Source organism: Dactylosporangium sp. CA-139066 (assembly GCF_050936175.1).
Lineage (GTDB): Bacteria > Actinomycetota > Actinomycetes > Mycobacteriales > Micromonosporaceae > Dactylosporangium.
Genome location: NZ_JBNJNH010000001.1, coordinates 1,568,316 through 1,589,385 on the forward strand (window position 1 = coordinate 1,568,316; position 21,070 = coordinate 1,589,385).

The following is a 21,070-nucleotide window of genomic DNA, read 5'->3' on the forward strand; positions in this document are numbered from 1 at the left end:
GGTGATGTTGGCACGCCTGGCGGCCCGGCTGGTGCCCCCGACGCCGCCGCCGCTCTGGTTGGGGATCGTGGTCGGCGCGCTGCTCATCGTGGTCGAGATGCTGCTGATCCTTGCGTGCGACCGCGTGGTGTCGCGGGAAGTCCTGGAGGGGTTCTTCCTGCTCGGTGTGCTGACCATCTCCACGATCTGGGGTCTGCGCCTGGCGGTGGCGATGGCGGTCGTGAGCGTGGCGGCCTACAACATCGGCTACGTCGAGCCCGTCCGAAACCTCGACACCACCAGCAGGCAGGAGTGGGCGGAATTCGGGGCGTTCCTCGTCGCGGCGATACTGGCCGGCCTGATGGGAGCGCTGGCGCGGGTCCGAGCGGTCGACGCGGTCCAGCGCCGCGAGGAGGCCGACCTCTTCGCCGGGCTGGCCCGCTTCGCGCTGGCCGCACCCGATCTGTGCTCGGTGCTGCTGGAGGCTTCGCGCCGCGTCGCCCAGACGCTGCAGCTGCCGTTCGCGACGATCGAAGCCGACAGCGTCCCGGTGCGGGAGGGGCAGATGGCGACCCCGCTGCGGTACGGACCGCGGGCCGGCACCTTCATCGTCCCCGCCGACCTGCCGGAACCGCTGCTGCACCGGCTCAACGCACGGGTGGTGCCCCAGCTGGAGGTACTGCTGCATACCGCGACCGAGCGCGATGCCATGGCCGACGCCCTGCGCGCGCTCGCGGCGGAACAGGCGAGCCTGCGGCGGGTGGCGGAGCTCGTCGCCCACGCCGCCCCGCCGGGCGACGTCGTCGCCGCGGTCGCCGCGGAGACGGCGTCGCTGCTGGACGCGGATGCCACAAGGCTGCTGCGGTACGACGAGCCCGACTCCTTCAACGTCATCGCCGAGTACGCCAAGGCCGGCATCGAGCCCCTGCTGGGGCGGCGGTTCGCCGTGGAAGGCGGCATCATGCAGGCGGTGCTGCGCACGGGCCGCCCGGCCCGCGTGGACAGCTACCAGTACTCCACCGCTGCGGTGGCCGACATAGCGCGCAAGGAAGGGCTCCGTTCGGTCGCGGCACCGATCATGGTCGAGGGCCGGGTGTGGGGCGCCCTCGTCGTGTCGTGGGCCGGAGGCGAAGCGGCGCCGCCCGGCACCGAGGCGCGGCTGGCCCAGTTCACGGAGCTCGTCGGCACCGCGGTCGCGAACACCGAGAGCCGGGCCCAGCTCAACGCGTCGCGGACCAGGATCGTCCTGGCCGCCGACGAGGCCCGCCGCCGTATCGAACGCAACCTGCACGACGGCGTCCAGCAGCGGCTCGTGTCGCTCGGCCTCGAGCTGCGCGCCGCCGAGGCGCTGCTGCCGGGCGAGCCCGACGAGGCCAAGGCACGGCTCGGCCGGACAGCCGAAGGCATGGCCGGCGCGTTCCAGGACCTGCAGGAGATCTCGCGGGGCCTCCACCCGGCCATCCTGTCGCAGGGCGGCCTCATGCCCGCGCTGAAGGCGCTCGCCCGCCGCGCCCCCGTCCCGGTCGCAGTCCACCTCGGGCCCAGACGCCGGCTGCCCAGCGGGGTCGAGATCGCCGCCTACTACATCGTGTCCGAGGCGCTCACGAACGTGGCCAAGCACGCCCACGCCTCCCAGATCGACGTGCACGTCGATTTCGCCGTCGACGAGCACACGGAGCGTGCGGTCCTCGTGCTCGCGGTCCGCGACGACGGCGTCGGCGGCGCCGACCCGGCCCTCGGGTCGGGGCTCGCGGGCCTCGTCGACCGGGTCGAGGCGCTCGGTGGACATCTGCGGATCTCAAGCCCGGCCGGTGCCGGAACGACACTGCACGCCACGCTGCCGGCCGACACCGACCGCGCGCCGGCCCCTTGACACCCGATGGCCGTCGCGGACAACGGATGGCGGTCGCCGACACCGGATGGCGGTCGCGGATGCCGGATGGCGGTCGTGTGCCGGGCGGTGATCAGCGCCCTGCCGGCTCCTTCGCCGGCGCCTCCACCGCGGCCAAGGCCTCGCGAAGGCCGGTCCGGGACCGCTCGGCGAGCGCGCCCAGTTCCCCGGCGCCGGGCACCTTCGCGACGTGCGGCGCGAGGTCGGCGAGCAGGTCCGCGGCGGCCAGGGCGAGCCGGCCGGCCGGGGCCAGGTCGTCCTCGGCGAGCAGCATCTTGATCTCGCCGCCGAGGCAGGCCAGCGCCGAGTCATCGGTCTCCACCGGCGGCAGGTGGTCGACCAGCAGCGGCGAGTCCGGCGCCCGCGCCCGCAGCTCGCGCAGCGCCCCGACGATGGGCCAGCAGTCGCCGAACCGGTCCAGCAGGGCCACCAGCGTGAGCACCCGGGTGATCAGCTGCGGCCGGCCCGGGAACCTGTCCAGCCAGGCCAGCAGCTCGGCGTCGCCGCCGACGTGCTGCATCACCTGACGCATGGCGGAGGCGATCGGGGTGCACGGCGGCTCCGGCTGTCCGAGCACGGCCGCGACCTGGTCGGCCAGGACGGCCTCGCGTGAGGACTCGAGCCGCCCGCGCCTGAACGCGTGTACCGCTCCGATGTCGACGCCCTCGTAACCGCTCGGACCGCCGGGCGGACTGAGCCGTTCCGGGCTGCGGGGGCCGCTCGCGGGTGGGGCGTAGCCGGAGCTGCGGATTCCGGAACTCGCGAAGTAGCTCTCCGGCGCGGCTTCCTCGGGGGCTGCGTCGGGGGCTCTGCCGGGTTCCTCATGAGACGTGGTCACCCGCGCGCGCTACCCCCTGCCCGGCCCGCCAAACTCGGGGGATCCCGGGCCGCGGCGCCCGGCTCGGCCGGCACCCGCCGCTGGTCGGCTCGCCGCGGTGCGCACTGCCACGTCCCCGCTCGATCACCGGCGGCCGGCGTGACGACGGTGTTACGATCGGCGCGCACCGCGGGCGTAGGCGCTGTTCAGCGCGCGGACGGCGCAACGACGGTGCTCGGCGAGGTTCTTGCCGCGTGCGGGTGTCCACATCGGACGGTTGATCCGCCGCCGGCTGCGCCGATCGACCGGAGACATCTGCGATGACGATGCATGCCGACGACGCTCAAGTGCGCGGCCACCTCCGCGACGCCGAGGTGCCCGCGCTCCTGATGACGGTGGCACACCTGACCGACGACACCTCGATCCTGCGCGACGACGTCCGCAGTGACGGCTGGCTGTTCCTGCCCCAGGGCGGGTTGACCGCCCGGCACCGGGAGGAGGCCCGCGGGCTCGCGGCCGGCGTGCTCGCCGAGCTGCGCGCCGGTGCGCCGGTGCTGCCGCCGGACGAGGAGACGCTGCACCGGATCACCAGCTGGGCCCTGGGCGTGGACACGGCCGATCTGATACCGATGCTGGCCGAGGAGATCGTGCCGCCCGGCGCGGATCCCAAGGCGCCCGGCTGGAGCCGCGACGACCTGCCCGGCGCGCGGGACGTCGAGGTCGCCATCGTGGGCGCCGGCATGAGCGGACTGCTCGCCGCGCACCGGCTGATCCAGGCCGGGGTGCCCGTCACCGTGTACGAGAAGAACGGCGACGTCGGCGGCACCTGGCTTGAGAACACCTACCCGGGCTGCCGGGTCGACGTGGCCAGCCAGCTGTACAGCTACTCCTTCGAACAGCGGGCCGACTGGCCGTACCACTTCAGCACCCACGAGAGCCTGCGGCAGTACTTCATCGAATTCGCCAAGCAGCACGGCCTCTACGAGCACATCCAGTTCGACACCGAGGTCCGCGCGGCCGCCTGGGACGAGCCGGCGGGCCGGTGGCGGCTCACCCTGGCCACGCCCGACGGCGAGCGCACGGTGACCAGCACCGTGCTCGTGACGGCCGTCGGGCAGCTCAACCGCCCCTGCCTGCCCGACATCCCGGGCCGCGACGAGTTCACGGGCGCGGCGTTCCACTCCGCCCGCTGGGACCACGGCGTCGAGCTCGCCGGGCGGCGGGTCGCGGTCGTCGGCACGGGCGCCAGCGCCATCCAGTTCGTCCCCGAGATCGCCAGGACGGCCGGCGAGGTGCGCATCTTCCAGCGCACGCCGCCGTGGCTGCGGCCCACCCTCAACTACCACCAGCCGATCGCCGAGGGGCTGCGCTGGTTGTACGAGCACCTGCCGTACTACCTGGCCTGGCACCGCTTCTGGCTGCTCGCGCCGGGGCTGCACCGAATACTGCAGGGCTGGGTCGTCGACCGGGACTACCCGCCGAGCGAGCGGGCCGTCTCGGCGATGAACGAGACGCTGCGCGCGACGCTGGCCGGCTACATGCGGGGCCAGCTCACCGGCCGCCCCGACCTCGAGCCGCTGGTGATCCCCGCCTACCCGGTCGGCGCCAAGCGGATCCTGCGCGACGACGGCGCCTGGATCGCCACGCTCAAGCGCCACAACGTCCGGCTGGTGGGCGAGCGGATCGAGCGGATCACGCCGAGCGGCATCCGGACCGCGAACGGCGCGGAGCACCCCGCCGACGTCATCGTCTACGGCACCGGCTTCGCCGCCTCGCAGTTCCTCGCGCCGATGTCGGTCACCGGCCGCGGCGGCGCCGACCTGCACCGGTCCTGGAACGGCGACGCCCGCGCCTATCTCGGCCTGACCGTGCCCGGCTTCCCCAACCTGTTCTGCCTCTACGGGCCCAACACGAACCTCGCGGGGCACGGCGGCAGCATCATCCACATGTCCGAGTGCGCCGTCACCTACCTGCTCGACGCGGTGCGGCACCTGCTCGGCGCGGCGCACCGGGCGGTCGAGGTGCGGCGCGAGGTCTGCGACGCCTTCAACGCCGAGGTGGACGCGGCCAACGCCGAGCGCGCCTGGGGCTTCTCGAAGGTCGGCGGCTGGTACGTCAACCCCGCCGGCCGCTCGGCGCAGAACTGGCCGTTCCCGCCGCAGGAGTACTGGCGGCGCACCCGGCGGTTCGATCCGGCAGAGTACCTGCACCTGCCGTAGCCGCCCGGATGACGGCGGCGGCGTCGCGCAGCGCGCGGACGCCCTCCGGCAGAATCGGGTGGTACCACTGCCAGACGTGGAACATGTGCGGCCAGTGGTGCCGGACGGCCTGCCCGCCGGCGGCCCGGATGCCGTCGACGAGCATCATCGCGTCGTCGAGCAGCACCTCCTGGCCGCCGGCCTGGACCAGCACCGGTGGCAGGTTTGCGAGGTCGCCGAAGAGGGGCGAGATCCCCGGCCGCCGCGGGTCGGCGCCGCCGGCGTACCGGACCGCCATCGCCCGCAGGTCGTCGGTGGCCAGCACCGGGTCGGCCGCCGCCAGCTCCCGGTGGCTGGGGGAGGAGCAGGTCAGATCGGCCCACGGCGAGAGCAGGACCAGCAGGTCCGGCGGCCGGCCACCGCCGTCGCGCACGCGCATCGCCACCGACAGGGCCAGGCCCGCGCCGGCCGAGTCCCCGGCGACGACGAGCGGGCTGTCCGGCGCCGCGGCACGGATCGCCTCCAGCGCGGCGAGGCCGTCGTCGACCGCGGCCGGGAACGGATCCTCGGGGCCCCGGCGGTAGTCCAGCACGAGGCAGGCGGCCCCGGCGAGATCGGCCAGCAGACCCGCCAGGTGCAGGTGGGTCCGGGCCGAGCCGAGGCAGTAGTAGCCGCCGTGCAGATAGAGCAGGACGGGCCGGCCCGCGGCGGGCGGACGGATCCAGGTCCCGGACGCCGCCCCGACCGGTACCGCCTCCAGACCGGCCGAGCGGGCCGCCGTGAACGCCTCGGCGGCCCGCTCGTACGCGATACGCCGCTGCGCGATCGTGCCGGGCCGCCGCAGGGCGGCGGCCTGCAGCATCTGCCGCACCAGGGCCGCGTTCGGCGACGGCTGGTCGGGCACGACCAGGTCGGCGTACGGCATCGACGTCACTGTGCGCTGAACCCGCCGTCGGTGAGGAAGTAGGACCCGGTGGTGTTGGACGCGCGGTCCGAGGCGAGGAACGCGATCAGCTCGGCGACCTCCTCACGGCGCCCCAGCCGGCACGTCGGGTGCAGGTAGGCCACGCCGGCGGCCCCCTCCTGGCTCAGCATCGGCGCCTGGATGAAGCCCGGCCCGACGCTGTTGACCCGGATGCCACGCCTGGCGTACTCGAGGGCGGCGGTCTTGGTCATGCCGACGACGCCGTGCTTGGCCGCCACGTAGGCCACCGACCGCGGGAAGCCGACCGACCCCAGGACCGATGCCACGTTGACGATGGACCCGCTCCCGTTGCCGAGCATGGCGGGGATCTCGGCCCGCATCGAGTAGAACACCCCGTTGAGGTTGACCGCGACCACGTCGTCCCAGCCGTCGAGCGGATACTCCCCGGTGAGGGCCCGCGCCCCGCCGATGCCGGCGTTGTTCACGGCGACGTCGAGCCGGCCGAACGCGTCCACCGCGGCGGCCACCATCGCCTCGCACGCCTTGGGGTCCCGCACGTCGACCTCGTGCGCCACGGCGGATCTGCCGATGGCCTCGGCGACGCGCGTCGCCGCGTCGAGGTCCAGGTCGGCGACCAGCACGCTGGCCCCGCGATCGGCCAGCATCGACGCGCACGCCTCGCCGATGCCCGAGCCGGCCCCCGTGACGAGCGCCGCCTTGTCCGCGAAGTCGCTCATGCGGTCACCGCCGTCGCCGCAGCGCCGGAGCGGGTCTTCACCGATCCGACCACGCGCACCGCCCACGGATGCCAGTCCTCGAAGCCGAGGAACCGGCCCAGCCGCTCGAGCTGCGTCAGCGGGTCGTCGACGAGGTCCTCGTACGACATCCTCAGCAGATGGCGCGGTCGCGCGTCGGCGATGGCCTGCTCGGCCTGGCTGGCGAGGAACGCGCAGAGTGCCTGGTAGCGCCGGACGTCCCGGCCGCGTTCGCGCAGGGTCTCGGCGCTGAGCCGGTCGGGCAGCCAGCGTTCCACCGCCGCCGGCACCCGCTGCCCGGGGACGGTCTCGAACGGGTCGACGCCGTACCGGCCGACCGACTCCACCCGCAGCTGCATGAGCTGGAAGCAGGAGTGCCGGCTCATCGACCGGGCGGTGTCCGCCCAGTTGCGCGTCAGGAAGACGATCCTCGCGTCGGGAAAGTCCTTCAGCAGGTACGGCGCGATGTTGCTCGAGCCGCCGGAGCGCTCGACCCAGCGCCGCCGTCCGGCGAGCGAGGTGAGCAGGTCCAGGAACATCCGGTGGTGCCGCGCCAGCGGCTGCTCCGGGAACGCCGGCACCAGCCCGGCGAGCAGGTCGAACAGGCGGTCGGGGTCGGCCGAGATCTTCGGCAGCGTGGTCGCGAGGATCTGCGGCAGCTGCGCGAGGTCGCCGGCCCAGCGGCCGTGCGCCGGATAGCGCATCTCGGGCGGCAGAAGGCCGATCCGGGACAGGGTGGCCAGCTGGGTGTTCGGCGCGCTCAGGGCCGACCAGTACGCCGGGCCGGTGAGCACCTTCTCGCCGGAGATCCCAGGCGCCACCCACATGAGGAACTCCTGGACCGACAGGGTGTCGGGCTGCTCGGCGATCAGGTCGGAGAGCAGCGTCGAGCCGCACCGGCCCGTGTTGATGATGATGGTGTGGTTATCGGTTGCCGGGTTCATGAGTTCTCCTATTGGTCAATGCACGCCAGGAGGTGATGGTCGGAGCTGAGGCCGCCGGATTGCAGCAGCCAGGGCAGGACGATGTCGCGGACGCAGTCCGGCTGGTCGACGAGGACGGTGTGCCGCTGCCCGGGAACGGTGACGATCCGGGCCTGCGGCAGCAGCCGGCGCACGTCGGGCGCGAGCTCGCCCACGGTCGCCTCGCCGCCGTACACGCACAGCACCGGGCATCCGATCGCGGCGATGCGCTCCTGCGCCGGAATCGCGCTGGCCGGCACGTCGCGCAGGAGGCTGGTGGCGGTGATCACCTCGCGAACGGTCCGGGCCCGCCGGCCGTCACGCCCGTCGATCCCGGCGAGCGTGGGGTCGGGCAGGTACGCCCCGGCGTTGGACAGCCACCGCGGCATCCGCTCGCGCCACGCCGTGATGGGCGGCACCGCCTCGACCGCGACGATGGCGGCGACCCGCTCGGGGTGGCGCGCCGCGTAGCCGAACGCGATCGTGCCGCCGAACGAGTTGCCGATCAGGTGGACCGGGCCGGTGATGTCGAGCGCGGCCAGCAGCGCCGCCAGGTCGTCCACGAAGTCGTCCAGTGCGTAGCCTTCCGCCGGGCGTTCGGTGTGTCCGTGCCCGCGCAGGTCGTACATGACCACGTCGAGGCCGGCGGCCGCGAGCGGGTTGGCCAGGGTGAGGTACCAGCTGGCCAGGGTGTCCATGGCCAGGCCGTGGATCAGCACCGCGGTCGGTGCGGTGCGGCGCGCGCCGGACGCCGGCTCCGGCGGGGCGATCCGCTCCACGTGGACGGACAGGCCGTTGGCCAGCACCATGCTCATGCGGGCGTGCCCACCATGCCGGGGTCGGTCTCTGTGCCGTCCAGCGAGGCGGCGATGTGCTCGACGAGCTGGCCGACCCGCAGGCGCCGGGCCGATTCCAGGTCGAGGCCGGCGATGAACTGGGCGAAGTTCACGGTGTCGCCGAACCGGGCCTGCAGGCGGCCGGCGAGCGACACCACGTCGATGCTCTCCATCTCCAGGTCGTCCTGGAAGGTGGTCGACATCGTGATCTCGCCGTCGACGCCGGAGTGGTCACGGATCGCGTACAGCATTTCGGCGACCTCGGCGAGGATCGCGTTCTGGTCAGCGGGCATGGGATGTCCCTTCTCGTGGTTCGGGCCGCTCCGGGCGGCCGGCTGGGTTGACGGGCTCCGGTCCCCAGGTCCAGCCGACGACGTAACGCCGCGGCGGCAGGTCCTCGGGGTTGGTGATCTCTCGATGGGCGACCAGGTAGACGCGGCCGGCCACCGCAACGGTCAGCGCCCCCGGCGTGGCGTCCACGACGGTGAACCGCTTGGGATCGCCGGCCAGGCCGGTGCCCTCCGCCTTCGCGGCGGCCTCCTTCGCGGTCCAGAAGCGGGCGAACCACACGTGCCGGTCCTCGCCGGTCGCCGCCGCCGATTCGAGCAGCAGTCGCCGCTCGGCGTGGGACATGGCGACGGCGATGGTGCTGTCCGAGCATTCGGTGATCTCGGCGACGTCGATGCCCGGGCCGGGCGCGTCCGGTGGCGTGCCCGGAACGCGCGGCCTGGCGATCGCGACCGCGATCTCGGCGACGTGGGCGAGCGAGACGTCGCAGTCGCGGTAGCCGCGGCCGGCGCGCGGGTGGACCCGGGGCCGCCCGTTCGGGTCGTTGCGCACCGGCAGCTCGATCGGGTACACGTCGGCGTGGCCGTCGTCCCACATCTGGAAGCGCACGGCGTCCTGTACCGCGATCCGGCCGAGCAGCCACTGCTTGCGCGCCTTCGGCGGCCGCCGCTCGTACTCCGCCGCGCCGGCGGCGCCGAGGATGCCGCGCGCGGCCAGCCCGCGGGTGACCAGGTCGGGCCAGCGGTCGAAGGCGACGGTCCAGCCCTCCGGCTGGCGCTGCGACATTGCGTTGCGCCCCGGGAAGCGCTCGGCCGCCCGCATCGCCGGGTGGCTGGGGAACTGCCGGTGGACGCATCCGTCGAGCTGCGCCCAGACCCGGCCGTCGACGGCGAGCTGCGAGTCGAAGACGACCTGCGCGGCGTCGACCGAGCGGATGCGCACGATGCAGTCGACCGCGGTACCGGTGGCGGGCTCGGGGCCGAAGAACCGTGCGTGCCCGATCCCGACCGGCAGCGCCGCGAACGGCTGCGTCGTGAACAGCCAGTCGCCCATGAGCTGGGACGCGTTGTCGAGCAGCGCGCCGGGCGGGGGCGTTGCGGTCAGCACGCCGCGCACGTGCGCGGCGCCGATGGCGTGGACCGCGGTCAGGCCGCGGTAGGAGGGCCCGTGGAACACGAACCGTTCGGCGTACATCTGCTCGGCGCTGATCTGCGCAGGCCGTTCCGTGGCCGGGTCGTGCCGCCACACCGCGGGGCGCTCGGCCGGGTAGTCGGGCGCCACCTCGACCGTGGAGCGGGAGAAGCCGCCGAAGGTCACCGAGAGCACGCCGGGCCCGGCGGGCTTGACGGTGATTTCGACGTCCTGCGGCGGCTCCGCGACGCACCAGCGGTTGAACCGGGCGTCGCGCACGGCCACCACCCGCGCGCCGGGAACCGCCTGCCGGGCGGCGTCCATCATGTGCTGCATGACGGTGGTCGCCGGCACCACGGGAAAGCGGTCCTGTGGATCGGGCCAGTCGTCGGGCTGGGCGAAGAAGCAGTGGTCGTGCAGGTACGGCATCGTGTCCAGGCTGACCCGCAGGGTCGTGCGGTGGACCTCGGGCGGCGGTGGCGGCGGCGCACCGGGCCCGCTGCCGCCGTTGTCCGCGCCGCCCAGCAGCGAGGCCAGCTCGGCGGCGGCGCTGGACCGGCCGGCGAGCCGGCCCAGCGCGGCCAGGGCCGGCGTGGCCGGCGATCGGGGGGCCGGCACGGCGTGGGTCGCGACCGCGGCGGTGACGACGCCGGGGGCGGCCGCCGGCGCCGCGGCGGGCGCCGGCGCGCCGAGCAGGTCGCCGGCCCCCTCGCCGAGGCGGACCAGCGGCACGCCGAGGTCGAGCCGCACGGCCGGGCCGCGACGGGCGGTTCGGGCGGTGGCGGGCGCCGCCGCGCTCGCGTGGCGGGTGGCCGCCGTGTCCAGCCTGCGCAGGTCCGGCGCGGCGCCCTCGACCCACAGCGCGGTGGCGACGCGGCGCAGCTGGCTCAGGCCGCTGCGCCGGCTGACGTTGACCGGCATGGCGAGGTGGTCGCGACCGCGCAGGTTGTCGTCGATGACCGAGGCCAGCTGCCCGACGCCGACCTGCAGGAACGCCCGGAACCCGGCGTCGTACATGGCCTGGACGGTCTCGCGGAACCAGACCGGTTCGAGCATGTGCCGCACGGAGACCTCGCGGACGATCTCCGGGTCGCTCGGGACCGGCGCCTTGAGGGTCGCCGACCAGACGGGTACGCGGGCGGGGTGGACCTGCCAGCGGCGCAGCGCGGCCCCGATCGACTCCAGCCCGGAGGCGAACAGCGGGGTGTGGAAGGCGGAGCGGAACGGCAGCTGCTGGCAGACGAAGCCTTCGCCGCGCAGCGCCTCGACGAGCCGGTCGATCTCGCGCTCCGGCCCGTTGACGATGCATTGCGCGGGCGCGTTGTCGTGGGACAGGACGGCGCCCGGGAACTGCGCGAGCCGCGGCGCCAGCTCCCGGGCGGCGCAGCCGACGACGGCGAACGCCTGGCCGGGGACGTCGACCGACGCCGGGTTGAGCGTGGCGATGACATCGTCGATGGAGGACACGCTGACCTGCCCGCTCGTCAGCGCGGCGGTCCATTCGCCGATGCTGTACCCGGCGACGGCGTCCGGGGTGATCCCGATGCGGTGCAGGGCGTCGTTGAGCAGCTTGCCCAGCTCGATCAGGCCGGCGCAGTGGCGGCCCAGGTCGGCGGCGGACCACTGCCGGTCGGGCAGGCCGAAGTGCGCCGCGACGTCCGCGGTGCGCGGGCCGAACTCGGCCTCCGGCCCGGGAAACACGAAGGCGAGCCGCCCGGGGGCCGCACCGGCGAGCAGCGGGGCCGGGCTGAACCAGATGTCGCGGGCGCCGCGCCAGGCCTGCCCCCTCGCGACGGCGTGGCGGGCGGTGGCGAGGCGCTTGGCGTCGGGATCGACGATGCCGATCCGGCAGCCCTCGTCCCGCCCGTCGGCGCCGCCGCCCTGCCGGGCCCGGGCGGTGCCGAGGCCGCGGACCGTGGTGTCGTCGGCGTCGAGGACGCCGGCCAGCGCGGCCGGGTCGGGCGCGGCGAGCCACAGCACCTCGTCCGGCTCGGCGACGCTCGCCGCGGACAACCTCAGGGGGCCGGTCGCGCCCGTGTCGGCGCGGCGGGCCGCGAACGCCTCCGGCGTCTCCTCCAGGATCACGTGGGCGTTGATGCCGCCGAAGCCGAACGCGTTGACGCCGGCGCGGCGCGGCCCGTCGCTCTCCCACGGACGGGCGGAGCTGATCGGGGCGAACCGGGTGCTGGCCAGCTCGGGGCGGGGGTCGTCGCAGTGCAGGGTCGGCAGCTGCACGCCGCGGTACACGGCCAGGGCCGCCTTGATCAGCCCGGCGATGCCGGCCGCGGGCATGGCGTGGCCGATCATCGACTTGACCGAGCCGACGACCGGCGCCGGGCCCTCTCCGGGCGGGCCGAACACCTCACGGAGGGTGTCCAGTTCGGCGGCGTCGCCCGTCGGCGTGGCGGTGCCGTGCGCCTCCAGCATGCCCAGCGCGTCCGGCGCGGCCGGGTCGAGGCCGGCGGCCGCCCAGGCCCGCCGGATCGCCAGGACCTGCCCGGCGGTGGCCGGGTTGACCATGCTGACGGCGCGCCCGTCGCTGGACACCCCGCTGCCCCGGATCACCGCATAGATCCGATCGCCGTCGCGCCGCGCGTCGGCCAGCCGTTTGAGCACGATGATGCCGGTGCCCTCGCCGATGAGCAGCCCGTCGGCCGCGCGGTCGAACGGCCGGATCTCGCCGCGCCGGGACAGCGCGCCGAGCTGGCTGAAGACCGACCAGAGGCCGACGTCGTGCACGTGGTGGACGCCGCCGGCCAGCACCGCGTCGAGCCGCCCCCGGCTGAGCTCGGCGATCGCCTGGTCGACCGCGACCAGCGACGAGGCGCAGGCGGCGTCCAGCGTGTACACCGGGCCGCGCAGGTCGAGGCGGTTGGCGATCCGGGACGCGGCCAGGTTCGGGACCACCCCGATGGCGCCCTCCGGCTGGTGCTTGCCGAGCCGCTCCTCGAACGTGCGCCGTACCGCCTCGAGCCGCCCCTCCGGCAGGTCGGGGATCAGCTCCCGGAGCACCTCGATCACCTGGTTGGACATCCGGACGCGCTGGTTGTACCGGACCTGGCCCGGGCTGAGAAAGCCGCCCCGGCCGAGGATCACGCCGATCCGGTCGCCGGCCGGCATCCGGTCCGGCCCGCCCGCGTCGTCGATGGCGGCCGCGGCCACCTGCAGCGCGATGAGCTGATCCGGCTCGATGTCGGTGATCGACGCGGGCATGATGCCGAACCGCAGCGGATCGAACGTGGCCAGCTCGTCGACGAACCCGCCGCGCCGGCAGTACAGGCGGTCCGGCCGGTGCGCCTGCGCCGGGTCGTAGAACTCGGGATCGATCCTGGCCGCCGGCACCTCGCTGATGGCGTCGGTGCCCTCGACCAGGTTGCGCCAGTAGCCGTCCAGGTCGGCGGCGCCGGGTAGCAGCGCCGCCATGCCCACGATGGCGATCTCGTCGCCGTGCGGCGCGGTCATCGGGCCGCGGCGGTGTAGACGACGGCGGTGAGCGCCGGATCCCCCCAGGCCAGCTCGCTCAGCAGGCTCAGCGCGCCCTCCTCCGGGTCGATGAGCGCGATGCCGCGCCGGGCGTACTCCCGGCTGAGCTCCATGCTGACCATGCCGGTGCGGCCCTCGGCGGGCGCCCACGGTCCCCAGTGGACAGTCAGGCAGCGGTTGCCGGAGCGGGCCGCCCAGCGCGCGCCGATCGCCTCCAGCGCGTCGTTGGCGGCCGCGTAGTCGGCCTGACCGCGGTTGCCGTAGGTGGCCGCGACGCTGCCGAAGAACACGACGAACTTCGGCGCGCAGGCGAGCCGGTCCAGCGCGTCGAGGACCGCCCGGGCGCCGGCCACCTTGGTGTCGAAGACCCGGGCGAACGACTGCGGGTCCTTGTCGGCGATGAGCTTGTCCTCGATCACCCCTGCCGCGTAGACCAGCCCGTCGATGCGGCCGTGCTCGCGGTGGATCGCCGCGATGAGCCGGTCGGTCGCCTCCGCGTCGCGGACGTCGAGGGCGTGGTAGCGCACCTGCGCCCCGAGGTCGCCCAGCTCCCGCAGGGTGCCCTCGACCTCCCGGCCGGCCAGGATCGCCTGGGCCTTGCGGGCGATCTCCGCCGGAGCGGTGCCGCCCTGGCGCGCGAGCGCGGCCCGCAGCGAGACCTCGTCCGTGGCCGCCGCCAGCGCCGGCTCCTCCGGGCCCTGCGGCCTCGGGGTCCGGCCGATCAGCTCGATGCGGCACCCGGCCGCCCCGGCGAGCGCGCGAGCGAACCAGGAGGTGATGCCGCGCGCGCCGCCGACGAGCACCACCACCGAGTCGCGGTCCAGGCCGGCCGCCCGCACCTCCGCCACGCCGTCTCCGGCCGGACCGGCACCGCCGGCCGCGAGCGGGCCGAGGCTCGACGGCACCATCTCGTACGTGTGCCGCACGCCGTCGCTGTGCTGCACCACCGCGGCGTCGCCCCCGGCGAGCAACTCGTCGACGATCTGCCGGGCGAGCGTGTCCGCGGGTCCGGTGCCGTCCACGACGGCGAGCCGCACGGCGGTCGCGGGGTACTCCCGGGCGGCGGTGCGCAGCAGCCCCCGCAGGCCGTCGGTGCGGTCGCCGGCGTTCGCGTCCGCGGCCGCCAGCACGTAGCGCGGCCCGCCCGCGAGCACCTGCTTGACCAGCCCGAACGCGCCGGGCAGCAGCGGCGCCGGTCCGTCGGCCGGCGCGTCGAGCCCGTCGAGCAGGATGAGCCCGTCGGCCCCCTCGACCGGGCCCGGCTCGGCGAGCGTGCCGGTGCGCACGGTCGCTGCGTGCCGGCGGAGCAGCTCGACGACATGGTCGGCCACCGGGCCGTTCCCGGTGACCACCAGGGTGGCCCCCGCGAGCGCCGTCGCCGGCCGGGCCGGCTCGTCAGCGACGGGAACCAGCGTGGGGAGCAGGCGCGCCGGCGCGACGCCCGGCCGCGTGCCCGCGGCGCCGGTCGGCGCCCCGGTGCGGCTCTGGGCGGGTATCGGCTGGGATGCGGGCGGCGCCGCGGGGGTGTCGCTGAGCCGGGCGGTGAGCCAGTCGACCATGGCCCGCACGGTCCGGGCCTTGACGAGTTCCTCCAGTTCCGACTCGTCGCCGTCGGCGGACAGGCCGAGCCGGGCCACGACGTCTCCGGCCACCTCGGCCCGCTTGATGGAGTCGATGCTGAGGTCCGCCTCCAGGTCCAGGTCGAAGTCGATGAGGTCGACCGGGTAGCCGGTGCGCTCGCTGAGCACCGCCAGCACCGCGCCCCGGAAGTCCGGCGCGGCCGGCGCCTCGGTGCGGCTCGGGGCGGGCTTCGGCTGGGATGCGGGCGGCGCCGCGGGGGTGTCGCTGAGCCGGGCGGTGAGCCAGTCGACCATGGCCCGCACGGTCCGGGCCTTGACGAGTTCTTCCAGTTCCGACTCGTCGCCGTCGGCGGACAGGCCGAGCCGGGCCACGACGTCTCCGGCCACCTCGGCCCGCTTGATGGAGTCGATGCTGAGGTCCGCCTCCAGGTCCAGGTCGAAGTCGATGAGGTCGACCGGGTAGCCGGTGCGCTCGCTGAGCACCGCCAGCACCGCGCCCCGGAAGTCGTGCTTCGGCGCCGCCACCGCCAGCGTGGCGGCCGCGGTCACGCTGTTCACCTTGCCGTTGCCGGCGCCGCCGTTGCTGGACGGCGTGTACACCGGCATCGGCATGGGCAGGGACACGGCGGACACGGGTACGGCGGACACCGGCGCGATCGTCAGGGCCGGCGCCGGCAGCGGTGGCCTCGCGGCGGCGGGCGCCGGGCTGTGTTCGCCGCCGGCGTCGCGGCCGAGGTAGGCGAGCATGACGTCGCGCTGGGAGGCGATCAGCTCGCGATTCGCCTGCAGGTACTCGGCAAGCAGTTCGTCCTGGCCCGGTCGCCGGGTCCCGTTGTCGTGGCCGCCGGTAGCGGGTCGGATGGTTGGGGTCATGGACAGCTCCTTGATGCGTCGCGGGGGCGTCAACCCACCGCGGATGTAGGCGCCCTCCCGGTCGCGGACGAGCTGGCCGTCCACTGTCCAGAAGGGACGGTCGGACGGCCCGGCCGGGACGGCCTCTGCGGTGTCGCGGCCGTGGAACAGCCAGCCGGTCTGCACGGGTACCCCGGCGCAGGCCAGCTGGGCCACGGCGGTGAGCAGGTCGCGGAGCCCTTCGCCGGTGTTCCGGTCGCAGGCGACGGCGAGGTGCGGCCGATCGGCGAGGATGGCCCGCACGAGACGGGTGAGGACCTCGCCCGGGCCGGTCTCGACGAAGGTCCGGGCGCCGGCGGCGTACATGGCCTCGATCTGTTCGACGAAGCGGACCGGCGCGCCGACCTGGGCGGCCAGCTCGCGCCGGATCTCGTCGGCGCTCGTGGGATACACGGCGGCGGTCCGGTTGGACCAGACCTCGACGTGCGGCGCCGTGACCGGTTCGGTGGCGAGCACCCGCGCGAAGCGGTCCACCGCGCCGGCGACGAGCGGGCTGTGGAAGGCGCAGGCGACGTTGAGCCGGTGCGTCGTCAGGCCGGCGGCCTTGAGGGCGGCGACCGCCGACTGCACCGCGGTGGTGGGGCCGGAGATCACCTGCTGGGCGGGGCCGTTGCGGTTGGCCAGCACGACCCGGTCGGCGAGACCCGCGTCGGCCAGGACCGCGAGGGTCCGCTCGGCCGTGGCGCTGACCGCGGCCATGGTGCCCGGATCGTCGCCGGCGGCGCCGACGATCGCCTCGGCGCGCTGCCGGCTCAGCCGCAGCAGGGTCGGCGGGTCGAGGGCGCCGGCCACGCTCAGCGCGACCAGCTCGCCGTAGCTGTGCCCCGCGGCGAGGTCGGGACGGACGCCGAGGCGGCGCAGCAGGTGGGCGACGGCGAGCCCGCCGATGCCGAGCACCGGCTGCGCGACCCGGGTGTCGGTGAGCCGCTGCTGCTGCTCGCGTTGCGTGGCCGGGTCGAACGCGGCCGGCGGGAACAGCCGGTCCGCGAGCTCCGGGCCGAGGTCGAGGTACTCCCGCAGCTCGGGGAAGGTCACGAACAGCTCGGCCAGGGCCCCCGGGCGCTGGCTGCCCTGCCCGGGGAACAGGAACGCCACCCGGCCGTCGGCGGGGCCCGGCGGCGGCTGGACCAGCCCCCGGCCGGGGTCGTGCTCGCCCGCGAGCGCGCGGCGCAGCAGCTCGTCCAGCTCGGCGGCGTTGCGGGCGACGATCGCGACCTGGACCGGTCCCGAGCGCGGGTCGGCCTGCGCGGCGGCGGTGGCGGCCAGGTCCCGCAGCCGCCACGGCCGGTCGTACCGGTCGACGCTGCGCACCAGCTCGGCGAGCCTGCTCACGGCCTGGTGCGCCGCCGCACGGTCCCGGCCGCGGAAGCAGAACAGCTCCGCCGGCCACTCGTCGCGAGCGTGGCGCGGTTCGGGCGTGCGCGGGTCCGCGGCGAGCACGACGTGGAAGTTGGTGCCGCCGAAGCCGAACGCGCTGACGCCGGCGATGCGCTCCCGCGCCGGCGCCGCCCAGGGGCGCGCCTCGGTACAGAAGGCGAACGGGCTGGTCTGCGCATCCCAGGCCGGGTTCGGCCGGGTCAGGTTGATCGTCGGCGGCCGGACGCCGGTGTGCAGCGCCAGCGCCGCCTTGATCACCCCGGCCAGGCCGGCGGTGCACTTGGTGTGCCCGATCTGCGACTTGACCGAACCCAGGACGCAGCTGCCCGGCGGCGTGCCGGCGTCGGCGAACAGCCGGGTCAGGGTCTGCAGCTCGGTGCGGTCGCCGACCACCGTGCCGGTGCCGTGCGCCTCGAGCAGGCCGACCTGCCGCGGTGAGACGCCGCTCTGCGCGTAGGCCCGGTCCAGCGCCCGGCGCTGCCCCTCGGCGCGCGGCGCGGTGAGCCCCAGCGCCCGCCCGTCGCTGGCCGCGCCCACGCCCTTGATCACCGCGTAGACGCGGTCGCCGTCGCGCCGCGCGTCGGCCAGCCGCTTGAGCACGACGCACGCGACCCCCTCGCCGAGTGCGATCCCGTCGCCGGTGGAGTCGAACGTGCGGCACCGCCCGGTCGGCGACAGCGCATGCGCGGAGCTGAACATGAGGTAGTCGTGGATGCCGTTGTGCAGGTCCACCGCGCCGCAGAGCATCAGGTCGCTGCCGCCGGTGGTCAGCTCCTTGCAGGCGGCGTCCATCGCCGCCAGCGAGGAGGCGCAGGCGGCGTCCACGGCGAAGTTCGGCCCGCCCAGATCCAGGCGGTTCGCCACCCGCCCGGCGATCACGTTCGCCAGGACGCCCGGGAACGAGTCCTCGGTGATCGCGGGCAGCTGCTCGGCCAGCTCCGCCGGCACGTCGCCCAGGTACGCGGGCAGCGAGGTGCGAACCACCTTCGCGTTGCTCAGGTCGCTGCCCGCCTCGGCGCCGAACACGACCCCGGTCCGCGAGTGGTCGACCGCGGGGGAGCCGGGGTGGTACCCGGCGTCGGCCAGCGCCCGCTGCGCCGCTTCCAGGGCCAGCAGCTGGGACGGGTCGATGCTGGCCAGCGCCGATGGCGGGATGCCGTAGCCGATCGCGTCGAACGGCACCGGCGCGATGAAGCCGCCCCACTTCGACACGCTGATGCGGCCCGTCTGCCCCGGCTCCACCTCGGGCGCGTAGTACGTGTCCGTGTCCCAGCGCTCGGCGGGCACCTCGGTCACCGCGTCGCGGCCGCCGAGGATCGTCTGCCAGAACGCGGCCAGGTCAGGGGAGCCGGGAAGGATGCACGACATGCCGACGATGGCGACGTCCAGGGGCGCCGGCGCCGGCTCGGCCGCCGCGGTGTCCGGCCCCAGCACCACCGCCAGCGCGGCGATCCGCCCGGCGTGGAAGCGCCGCGCCCCCACGGTCACGTCGGCGTGCAGGTCGGCCACGGTGGTCTGCTCGTCGCGCAGGACCGCGATCTGGCCGGCCATGAACATGCCCTCGGCGCGCTGGCCCGGCTCGTCCACGGCGACCAGGGCGTCACCCTCGCGGCGCAGACCCTTGCTGGCGATGCGCAGCCGGCCGACGTTGAGCGTCTCCAGCTGCTCCCACACCTGCCGGGCGTCCACCCCCGCCGCGTCCAGTTCCTGCCGCATCAGGTGGAAGTCGTCGACGTACGGCGTGTGCAGGCACCGCGTCACGTGCCCCGGCGCGGTCTCCAGCAGCGCGGTGACCGTCGCATCCAGCACCTCGCGCTGGAACAGCGGCTGGATCGCCCCGCACTCGACCGCCTCGCGGGTGAACAGGTATGCGGTGCCCATCAACACCCCGACCTGCACACCGCGCTGCGCCAGCGGGCCGGCCATCGCCGCCACCATCGCCGCGGAACGTGCGTCGTGGATACCGCCGGCGAAGAACACCTGCACCTGCGCGGCGGTGCCGGGCGGCGCCTCGTCGAGGAACTCCTCCAGAGCCAGCGCCTGCGCCTCCCACAGCGCAAAGCTCGTGCGCGGCCCGATGTGGCCGCCGCACTCGGCGCCCTCGAAGATGAACCGCCGCGCACCGGCCCGCAGGAACTGCCGCAGCAGCCCGGGCGACGGCACGTGCAGGAACGCGTTGAGGCCGTCGGCCTCGAGGGCCTTGGCCTGTGCCGGCCGTCCACCGGCGATGATCACCACCGGGGGCCGGACCTCCATCACCGCGGCGAGCTGCGCCGCCCGGACCTCCTCCGGGGCGAAGCCGAGGACACCCACCCCCCACGGGCGCCCGCCCAGTTGCTGCGCGGCCTCCCGCAGCATCCGCCGGGACTGCTCGCCGGTGGCCAGCGCGAGCGCGATGAAGGGCAGCGCCCCGTCGTCGGCGACCGCGGCCGCGAACCCGGCCACGTCGCTGACCCGCGTCATCGGCCCCTGCGCCACCGGGATCCGCACGCCCAGCGCCTGCGCCAGCGGCGCGCCCGGCGCCAGCAGCGCACCCGCCGCGTCGTCGCCGGCCGCGGCCTCGATCGCCGCGCGGACGCCGCGCACCGCCGCGGCGGTGGTGCGCCAGCGGCGCCGGAACACGGCCGCCATCCAGCCGTCCTGGCCCACCGGCAGCAGCTCGCCGGTGCCGTCCGGGCGGCCGTCGCGGCGCAGGCCCCGCACGCCGTCGCACAGCACGGTCTCCGAGCCGTCCATCCGTCCGATCACGGCCCGCACGTCCTCCGGCAGGTCCGACTCCGGCATGAGCGCGAGCTGGCTGTCGAGCACCACACCGGCGGCGCCACCGACCACGCACGCGACGGCCGTGCGCGGCCCGATGCCGCCGGCCACCCACACCGGCAGCGCGAGCGACTCATCGGCCAGCAGCTGCTGCAGCAGTACGAACGAGCTCAGGTCGCCGACCCGCCCGCCGGCCTCGCAGCCGCGCGCGATCAGCCCGTGCGCGCCGGCCTCGGCCGCGGCGCGGGCCTCCTCCCGGCTTGTCACCTCAACAAGCACCCGATACCGCTGTGCCACTTCCCCCGGCGACCACCCGGATCCGTTCGCCGGCAACACCACCAGGCTCACCCGATCCCCGGCGGCGCGCTCCACGTCGGCGAGGGTGGCGCGACAGCCGGCCGGGACCCGTACCCCGATCGACTCCGCCGACCACGACGCCGCCCGCTCCAGCGCCTGCAGGGTCCCGCCGTCGCCCTGAGCCAGGTCGAAGACCCCGCGTCCGCCACCGGCCCCGGCGGCCGCAACGAGCCGCGGACCCGGCTCCACGGTTCCACACGGATTGATGGCGACAACCAGGTCGTTGCCGCCGAATGCAGTCTTCATCAGGCTCCCGTCGATGGGTCAGATGTGCGGCGTTCGATTGCGCAGGCGCACACTGACCCCGCGACGCAGCCTTGTGCGCCGTGTCAGTCGGGTACCGCCAGAGGGAACTACCGGCCGAAGGGCCGAAGGATGCTCACGTCCGGCGTGCGCGCCGCCGGCGTCCGCAGCCGGCTCGTCCGCGGCGCTTTCCAGCAGGTTGTGGCCGCGACACGTTATTCGTACAACACGGCCATGAGGTTTGTCCCAGGTTATTCAGGACTCTCTTCGCCGATCGTCCGGTTCGCGCGTCGGCGGTCTGATACAAACCTGGTTGTAGATGCCTCGGGCTGAGCCGCTGCGGACCCTTCCGCGCCACGGCGAGACGCACGCATGGCACAGTCCGTCCGCTCCGCTGGGTTTCCAGCCGGACTTCGAATGCTGTACCGCCTGCCGGCGCCTTTCCCGCCCGCTCCGCCCAGGGCGCGGGCATCGCTGTGTTCGCAGTGCACGTCATCCGCCCGAGGCGGCAGCCGCCCTGCCGCCGGTAGATCCCTGCTCTCTTCAGCCTTTTCGACGTCCGCGGCTGCCGCCGAC

General features: G+C 74.9%; 10 protein-coding genes. 2 read left to right on the forward strand and 8 right to left on the reverse strand.

All coding sequences use genetic code 11. The features are described from left to right. Positions 1-4: 4 nt before the first annotated feature. Complete coding sequence (locus ACQEVU_RS07295; protein WP_433334840.1) at positions 5-1,852, forward strand: DUF4118 domain-containing protein; 1,848 nt, start codon at positions 5-7, stop codon at positions 1,850-1,852. 91 nt (positions 1,853-1,943) lie between these two features. Here ACQEVU_RS07295 and ACQEVU_RS07300 read toward each other — a convergent pair whose 3' ends face one another. After that, positions 1,944-2,708, reverse strand: coding sequence for a hypothetical protein (locus tag ACQEVU_RS07300; RefSeq protein ID WP_433321768.1), 765 nt, complete (start codon positions 2,706-2,708; stop codon positions 1,944-1,946). Between the two features lie 299 nt (positions 2,709-3,007). Here ACQEVU_RS07300 and ACQEVU_RS07305 point away from each other — a divergent pair, with 299 nt between their 5' ends. Next, positions 3,008-4,906, forward strand: a complete 1,899-nt coding sequence (locus ACQEVU_RS07305; protein ID WP_433321769.1) for a flavin-containing monooxygenase — start codon at positions 3,008-3,010, stop codon at positions 4,904-4,906. Here the strand turns inward: ACQEVU_RS07305 and ACQEVU_RS07310 are convergent. Genes ACQEVU_RS07310 through ACQEVU_RS07340 form a run of 7 tightly spaced genes read right to left on the reverse strand, consistent with a single transcriptional unit; the run spans position 4,803 to position 20,497 of the window. Beyond that, on the reverse strand, positions 4,803-5,810 hold the full coding sequence (locus tag ACQEVU_RS07310) for an alpha/beta hydrolase (RefSeq protein WP_433321770.1): 1,008 nt from the start codon (positions 5,808-5,810) through the stop codon (positions 4,803-4,805). The genes ACQEVU_RS07305 and ACQEVU_RS07310 overlap by 104 nt on opposite strands. 5 nt (positions 5,811-5,815) lie before the next feature. Beyond that, a complete protein-coding gene (locus ACQEVU_RS07315) occupies positions 5,816-6,547 on the reverse strand; it encodes an SDR family NAD(P)-dependent oxidoreductase (protein WP_433321771.1) in 732 nt (243 codons plus the stop codon). Next, entirely contained in the window at positions 6,544-7,509 is a 966-nt protein-coding gene (locus tag ACQEVU_RS07320; protein WP_433321772.1) for a sulfotransferase domain-containing protein, read from the reverse strand. Before ACQEVU_RS07320 ends, ACQEVU_RS07315 begins: the two co-directional genes overlap by 4 nt. 8 nt (positions 7,510-7,517) lie before the next feature. Beyond that, positions 7,518-8,342 carry an alpha/beta fold hydrolase gene (locus tag ACQEVU_RS07325; RefSeq protein ID WP_433321773.1) on the reverse strand — a complete coding sequence of 275 codons (825 nt, stop codon included), beginning with the start codon at positions 8,340-8,342 and terminating at the stop codon, positions 7,518-7,520. Continuing rightward, a complete protein-coding gene (locus tag ACQEVU_RS07330) occupies positions 8,339-8,656 on the reverse strand; it encodes an acyl carrier protein (RefSeq protein WP_433321774.1) in 318 nt (105 codons plus the stop codon). Before ACQEVU_RS07330 ends, ACQEVU_RS07325 begins: the two co-directional genes overlap by 4 nt. Then, a complete protein-coding gene (locus tag ACQEVU_RS07335; RefSeq protein ID WP_433321775.1) occupies positions 8,646-13,244 on the reverse strand; it encodes a beta-ketoacyl synthase N-terminal-like domain-containing protein in 4,599 nt (1,532 codons plus the stop codon). Before ACQEVU_RS07335 ends, ACQEVU_RS07330 begins: the two co-directional genes overlap by 11 nt. Next, entirely contained in the window at positions 13,241-20,497 is a 7,257-nt protein-coding gene (locus ACQEVU_RS07340) for an SDR family NAD(P)-dependent oxidoreductase (RefSeq protein WP_433321776.1), read from the reverse strand. The genes ACQEVU_RS07335 and ACQEVU_RS07340 overlap by 4 nt, the downstream gene beginning before the upstream one ends. Positions 20,498-21,070: the final 573 nt, after the last annotated feature.